The following is a 6,106-nucleotide window of genomic DNA, read 5'->3' as shown; positions in this document are numbered from 1 at the left end:
TCAAAGGTCTTTGTCACTCGCTTCTCTCAAGTGACAACTATATTAGTATATCACAGTCGCTTTCGCTTGTCAACACTTTTTTGAAACTTTTTTAAGTTTTTTAAAAACTTTTTTCATCAAGTGTTCCTACCGCAACATACCATAGTCCGTACGGGATTCGAACCCGTGTTACCGCCGTGAAAAGGCGGTGTCTTAACCCCTTGACCAACGGACCTGAGTTGTTATTTTCAACTCTTACTATTATACAGCCTTTTTATTTTTTGTCAACTACTTTTTTAAACTTTTTTAATTTTTTTTGCATGGCTTCTTACAGGCTACGGATATCAAACTCTTTAAACACTATGCTTTTCTCTTTTTTATCAGCTTTACAACAGCCTCAGTTCGTGCGGTATGTGGGAACATATCGACCGACTGGATATAATGTAGATCATAAACTTCTACTAAGCGTACTAAATCACGAGCCAAAGTCGAAACGTTACAAGAGATATAAACCATTTTTTCTGGCACATAGGTAAGAATAGTGTCTAACAACTTATCATCCAGACCTGTACGTGGTGGGTCCACAATCAGTGCATCTGCTCTGTAGCCTTCCTTATACCATCGAGGAATAATCTCTTCTGCTGTCCCTGCTTCGTAATGTGTATTATCAAATCCCATTCTTTTAGCATTTCGCTTAGCATCTTCAATAGCTTCTGGAATAATATCCATACCTCTAAGTGTATTTACTTTCTTTGCAAAGGCAAATCCAATCGTACCAACTCCACAATAAGCATCAATTAAATGATCTTCTTTAGTAACATCCAGGGCTTTTACCGCTTCGCTATAGAGAACTTCTGTCTGCTCTGGATTTAATTGATAGAAAGCGCGAGGAGATAGTGAAAATTCATAATCGAGTACACCTTCTTGAATACTCTCTTCTCCCCAAATAATCTCTGTCTTTTCACCATAAATCTCACTGGTTTTAGCTGTATTTGTATTCACAGCGACTGTCACAATTTCTGGAAAATCTTTAACTAATTCTTTTACAAGTTGGGTTAAGTTAAGCTGACGGTTTGTAACAATAATAATCTGAACCTGTCCGGTCTTCCTTGCTCGTCGGACCATTATAGTTCTAACACCTAGAACTTTTCTCTCATCCGTGATTGGAATCTGGTGATAAGTAAGTAATTCTGCTAGACGATTAGCAATCACTTGGGTTTCCTTATCTTGTACCAAACAGTCTTTCAACTCTACCAAATAATGAGAGTTTTGTGCATATAAGCCCGCTTTGACCTGATTTTTAAATTTTCGAGTCTGAAATTGTAACTTAGCACGGTAGTACTTGGGTTCCTGCATTCCAATAGTTGGACGTATTTCATAGTTTTCATATCCTGCAGGGGCGAATTTTTTCAGTGCTTGGTGAAGTAGGTCTGTCTTGAACTCCAGCTGCTTATCATAATGCAGGTGCATGATTTGACAGCCTCCGCATTCATTGTAAATAGTACAAGCTGGTACAACTCGAAATTTAGACTTCTTGTTGACCTTCAGTAATTTTGCCTCAACAAAGTTACGTTTAATAGAAGTAATCTGACAATAGATATCTTCTCCTTTGAGAGCACCAGGCACAAAGACTAATGTTTTTTGATAAAAGCCAATTCCCTCACCATTAATTCCCATGCGCTTGATTTTTAATGGTATTTTTTGTTTCACTTTCAGATTCATACCCCTATCTTATCACATTTTGAGTTATAATAGAACTATGAAAATCACAAAACTTGAAAAGAAAAAAAGACTCTATCTGATGGAGCTTGATAATGGCGACAAATGCTACATTACTGAAGATACAATTGTTCGTTTTATGTTATCGAGAGATAAGGTGATAAGCGAAGAGGAATTGAAGGAGATTCAGGACTTTACCCAATTTTCTTATGGTAAGAATCTAGCCCTCTACCACCTATCCTTCAAAGCTCGCACTGAAAAAGAGGTCAGAGAATATCTGAAAAAATACGATATTGATGAGAACATAATTTCTCAAGTCATTGCTAATCTTAAAGAAGATAAGTGGATTAATGATAGCCAATACGCTTATGCTATCATCAATGCCAATCAACTTTCAGGAGACAAGGGACCTTATATACTGACTCAGAAATTAGCACAAAAAGGAATTTCAAAATCTACTATAGAAGAGATCTTGAAAGAATTTGATTTTTCGGAAGTTGCTCAACGTGTAGCTAATAAACTATTGAAAAAATATGAGGGAAAACTTCCAGCTCGTGCCTTGCAAGATAAGATTATTCAGAACTTGACTAACAAGGGCTTCTCTTATTCTGATGCTAAAAGTGCCTTTGACGACTTGGATAGTCAAGTTGACCAAGAAACGACTCAGGAACTCATCTTCAAGGAACTTGATAAGCAATATGCTAAGTATACCCGAAAGTATGAAGGATACGAACTTAAACAGCGTTTAACTCAAGTTTTAGCACGAAAGGGCTACGATTTTTCGGATATAGCGAGCGCTCTCAGAGATTATCTTTAATATTTTCATGTAAAATTCACAGATTTTAGGCAATTTTATGGTACAATAGTAAACGATAAACTTATAAATTGTAGAAAGTTGGTTAGTTATGAAGCTTCCAAAAGAAGGCGACTTTATTACAATTCAAAGTTATAAGCATGATGGGAGTCTCCACCGAACTTGGCGGGACACCATGGTACTAAAAACAACAGAAAACGCCATTATTGGTGTCAACGATCATACACTTGTTACCGAAAGTGATGGTCGTCGTTGGGTTACTCGAGAACCAGCTATTGTTTACTTTCACAAGAAATATTGGTTTAATATCATTGCCATGATTCGTGATAATGGGATTTCCTACTATTGCAATATGGCTAGCCCCTACTATCTGGATGAAGAAGCACTGAAGTATATTGATTACGATTTGGATGTTAAAATTTTTACAGATGGGGAAAAACGTCTCTTGGACGTTGAGGAGTATGAGCGCCACAAACGCAAAATGAATTATTCTGATGATTTGGACTATATTTTAAAAGAACATGTCAAAATTCTTGTTGATTGGATTAACAATGGACGTGGTCCTTTCTCAGAAGCCTATGTAAACATTTGGTACAAGCGCTATGTAGAACTAAAGAATCGGTAAAGTTGTCAAACTGGGGTGAGAGCCCTGGTTTTTTATTTTAAAAACCCAGTTTTTCAGCTGGGTTGGTCTCTATATATCTAATTTAGTAACAGTAAATTTGATGTGGGAATAATCTTTTTCAACATCCTTATCCAGTAAGAAAGCCGTGGCGTCCTTCTTAACTTGAACAAGGTCAATATTCTGGGCTTGGGCCGCATAGACGCAGCCACAATAACATTGACGGTAGATGTCATACTCTTCACACATCTCTACTGAACGTTTGTAGCCCTGATTTTTTTTGAAATCGCTGGGAAGATAGTGGGTGGTATAAATCTTTTGCACATCGATTCCGATGCTGTTGATGGTTTGAGAATTCTTATGTGGACTGATAGTCAAGGCTGAGCCAAAGTAGTCAAAGTCCAAGTCCATAGCCACTTGTGCTGTTTTATCCAGACGGTAGTCAAAGCAAACCTTGCAACGATCACCACCTTCAGGCTCTTCTTCCAAACCTCGAACCAGTTTACGATATTCGTTAGGTTCATAAGGAGCTTCTAGGTATTGAACGTTATTGCCAGTTCGCTCATTGAAATCACTGACAAACTTTTTAGTCACATAGGCACGCTTATGGTATTCTGCCTTGGGATGGATATTAGAATTGGCAAAATAGATGGTCACATCTGCATACTTGGTCAAATATTCGAGGGTATAGGTACTGCAAGGGGCACAGCAAACATGCATGAGAATGGTTGGCCGCTGCTCATTTTTCTCCCATACTTGTACCATTTTCTGCATGACACGGTCATAATTAATCTTCTGATTGGGGTTCATCTTGCTCAGAATTTCTTCTACATCGATCATGTTCTTCTCCTTTTTCTAGTCTTATTTTATCATATAAGTGAGGAGAGCTCAAATCTATTTAAAATAGAAAACCATAAAAGGAGGAAATACGCATCCCTCCTTTTGTATTTTTTATAAGTTGCTTTTACATCATGCCGCCCATCATGCTTGGATCCATTGCTGGAGCTGGGGCTGCTGGTTCTGGCTTATTGGCTACGACTGCTTCTGTTGTCAAAATCAAGCTGGCTACAGATGCTGCATTTTGAAGGGCTGAACGGCTCACTTTAACTGGGTCGATGATACCTTGATCAATCATATTAACCCACTCACCAGTTGCTGCATTGAAGCCTGTGCCAAGCTCAGCATTTTTCAAACGATCGATAACGATAGATCCTTCAAATCCTGCATTGTGGGCAATTTGACGAACAGGTTCTTCCAAGGCACGGAGTACAATATTGCGTCCTGTTGCTTCATCTCCTGTCAATTCCAAATCAGCCACGGCTGGGATAACATTTACAAGGGCTGTTCCACCACCTGCAACGATACCTTCTTCAACAGCTGCACGAGTAGCGTTGAGGGCATCTTCAATGCGGAGTTTCATTTCTTTCAACTCAGTTTCAGTTGCAGCTCCGACCTTAATAACCGCTACACCACCTGACAATTTTGCCAAACGTTCTTGCAATTTTTCACGGTCAAATTCAGATGTTGTGGTTTCGATTTGTGACTTGATAACAGCAACACGGTGAGAAATCGCTTCAGGATTTCCAGCACCTTCTACGATAACCGTGCTATCTTTGTCCACGGTTACTCTAGCTGCTTGACCAAGCGCCTCAATTGTCGCATCTTTCAACTCAAGACCTAGATCTTCTGTGATAACTGTTCCGCCTGTCAAGATCGCGATATCTTCAAGCATTGCTTTGCGACGGTCACCAAAGCCAGGTGCCTTGACTGCTACTACGTTGAAGGTTCCACGAATCTTGTTCAATACAAGGGTTGGAAGAGCTTCGCCATCCACATCATCCGCAATAATCAAGAGTGGACGATTGCTTTGGAGAATGCTTTCCAATAGTGGCAAAATTTCTTGGATATTTGAAATCTTCTTATCAGTAATCAAAATGTATGGATTTTCAAGGTCAGCTACCATTTTTTCGCTATCTGTCACCATGTACTGTGAAAGGTAACCGCGGTCAAACTGCATTCCTTCCACAACTTCAAGTTCTGTTTCCATACCACGTGACTCTTCGATAGTGATGACTCCATCTTTTCCAACTTTTTCCATGGCTTCAGAGATGTACTCACCGACTTTTTCAGAACGAGAAGATACAGCAGCAACCTGAGCGATGGCTTCTTTGTTGGCAACAGGAATGGCATTATTTTTCAAGGCTTCTACTGCTGCGGCAACTGCTGTTTCAATTCCACGACGAATGCCGATTGGATTGGCACCTGCTGTGACGTTTTTGATTCCTTCGCGGACAATCGCTTGGGTCAAAACAGTTGCAGTTGTAGTCCCGTCACCTGCGATATCATTGGTTTTTGAAGCTACTTCTGATACCAATTTGGCACCCATATTTTCAAAATGATCTTCCAACTCGATTTCTTTGGCAATGGTCACACCGTCATTGGTAATCAAAGGTGAACCGAATGATTTTTCAAGAACGACATTACGACCTTTTGGTCCCAAGGTTACTTTAACAGTGTCTGCAAGGATATCGACACCACGAACCATAGCTGAACGAGCATCCGATGAAAATTTAATTTCTTTTGACATACTTACTTTCTCCTTCTATTCTTCAATGATTGCCAAGATGTTAGCTTCGCCAACAATGATGTACTTTTCATCGCCATCTTTGACATCAAGACCTGCGTGGGCTTCAACTAAGACACGGTCGCCAGGCTTGACACTTGGAGCCACCAAATCACCGTTTAAGGTACGAACCCCTTGTCCAGTAGCTACAACTTGAGCTGTTTTTGTTTTTTCTTGGGCTGAACCTGCAAGGACAAATCCTCCAACAGTTTGTTCTTTTTCTTCGATTTTCAAGACCACACGGTCTCCTAATGGTTTCAACATCTGATTTCCTCCATAATGAGATAGATATTATTAGCACTCTTTGCACTTGAGTGCTAATTCATAGTTCTATTGTATCACTTGGTCA

At 39.6% G+C, this 6,106-nt stretch carries 6 protein-coding genes and 1 tRNA gene; 2 read left to right on the top strand and 5 right to left on the bottom strand.

Annotation, left to right across the window (positions count from 1 at the left end):
• Window positions 1–142: 142 nt before the first annotated feature.
• Both HT718_RS07905 and rlmD read right to left on the bottom strand, forming a co-directional pair.
• Window positions 143–214 (bottom strand) — tRNA-Glu (locus HT718_RS07905).
• Window positions 215–339: 125 nt separating this feature from the next.
• Window positions 340–1,701, bottom strand: a complete 1,362-nt coding sequence (gene rlmD, locus HT718_RS07900) for a 23S rRNA (uracil(1939)-C(5))-methyltransferase RlmD (protein ID WP_173268115.1) — start codon at window positions 1,699–1,701, stop codon at window positions 340–342.
• 37 nt (window positions 1,702–1,738) lie between these two features.
• Here rlmD and recX point away from each other — a divergent pair, with 37 nt between their 5' ends.
• Window positions 1,739–2,515 (top strand): recombination regulator RecX, encoded by a 777-nt coding sequence (gene recX / locus HT718_RS07895; protein ID WP_020900986.1) that lies wholly within the window; start codon window positions 1,739–1,741, stop codon window positions 2,513–2,515.
• An 88-nt stretch (window positions 2,516–2,603) separates the two neighbouring features.
• A complete protein-coding gene (locus HT718_RS07890) occupies window positions 2,604–3,137 on the top strand; it encodes a DUF402 domain-containing protein (RefSeq protein ID WP_000775316.1) in 534 nt (177 codons plus the stop codon).
• Window positions 3,138–3,206: 69 nt separating this feature from the next.
• Here the strand turns inward: HT718_RS07890 and HT718_RS07885 are convergent, their stop codons facing one another.
• The 3 genes from HT718_RS07885 to groES all read right to left on the bottom strand — a co-directional run bounded on the left by HT718_RS07885 (window position 3,207) and on the right by groES (window position 6,021).
• Window positions 3,207–3,974 carry an epoxyqueuosine reductase QueH gene (locus HT718_RS07885; protein ID WP_173268114.1) on the bottom strand — a complete coding sequence of 256 codons (768 nt, stop codon included), beginning with the start codon at window positions 3,972–3,974 and terminating at the stop codon, window positions 3,207–3,209.
• Window positions 3,975–4,098: 124 nt separating this feature from the next.
• A complete protein-coding gene (gene groL / locus HT718_RS07880) occupies window positions 4,099–5,721 on the bottom strand; it encodes a chaperonin GroEL (protein WP_084927048.1) in 1,623 nt (540 codons plus the stop codon).
• Window positions 5,722–5,736: 15 nt separating this feature from the next.
• The gene (groES, locus tag HT718_RS07875; RefSeq protein ID WP_000917328.1) at window positions 5,737–6,021 is read right to left on the bottom strand and encodes a co-chaperone GroES; all 285 of its coding nucleotides are present in this window, start codon (window positions 6,019–6,021) and stop codon (window positions 5,737–5,739) included.
• Window positions 6,022–6,106: the final 85 nt, after the last annotated feature.

Source organism: Streptococcus sp. 714, assembly GCF_013277115.1.
In the GTDB taxonomy this organism is placed as follows: domain Bacteria; phylum Bacillota; class Bacilli; order Lactobacillales; family Streptococcaceae; genus Streptococcus.
The sequence above is the reverse complement of the archived record's forward strand: the minus strand, read 5'-3'. Positions and strand labels throughout refer to the sequence as shown.

Coding starts and splice junctions, on each gene's coding strand:
- HT718_RS07890 (WP_000775316.1), top strand. CDS start 2,604: ATGAAGCTTCCAAAAGAAGGCGACTTTATTACAATTCAAAGTTATAAG.
- rlmD (WP_173268115.1), bottom strand. CDS start 1,701: ATGAATCTGAAAGTGAAACAAAAAATACCATTAAAAATCAAGCGCATG.
- groL (WP_084927048.1), bottom strand. CDS start 5,721: ATGTCAAAAGAAATTAAATTTTCATCGGATGCTCGTTCAGCTATGGTT.
- HT718_RS07885 (WP_173268114.1), bottom strand. CDS start 3,974: ATGATCGATGTAGAAGAAATTCTGAGCAAGATGAACCCCAATCAGAAG.
- recX (WP_020900986.1), top strand. CDS start 1,739: ATGAAAATCACAAAACTTGAAAAGAAAAAAAGACTCTATCTGATGGAG.
- groES (WP_000917328.1), bottom strand. CDS start 6,021: ATGTTGAAACCATTAGGAGACCGTGTGGTCTTGAAAATCGAAGAAAAA.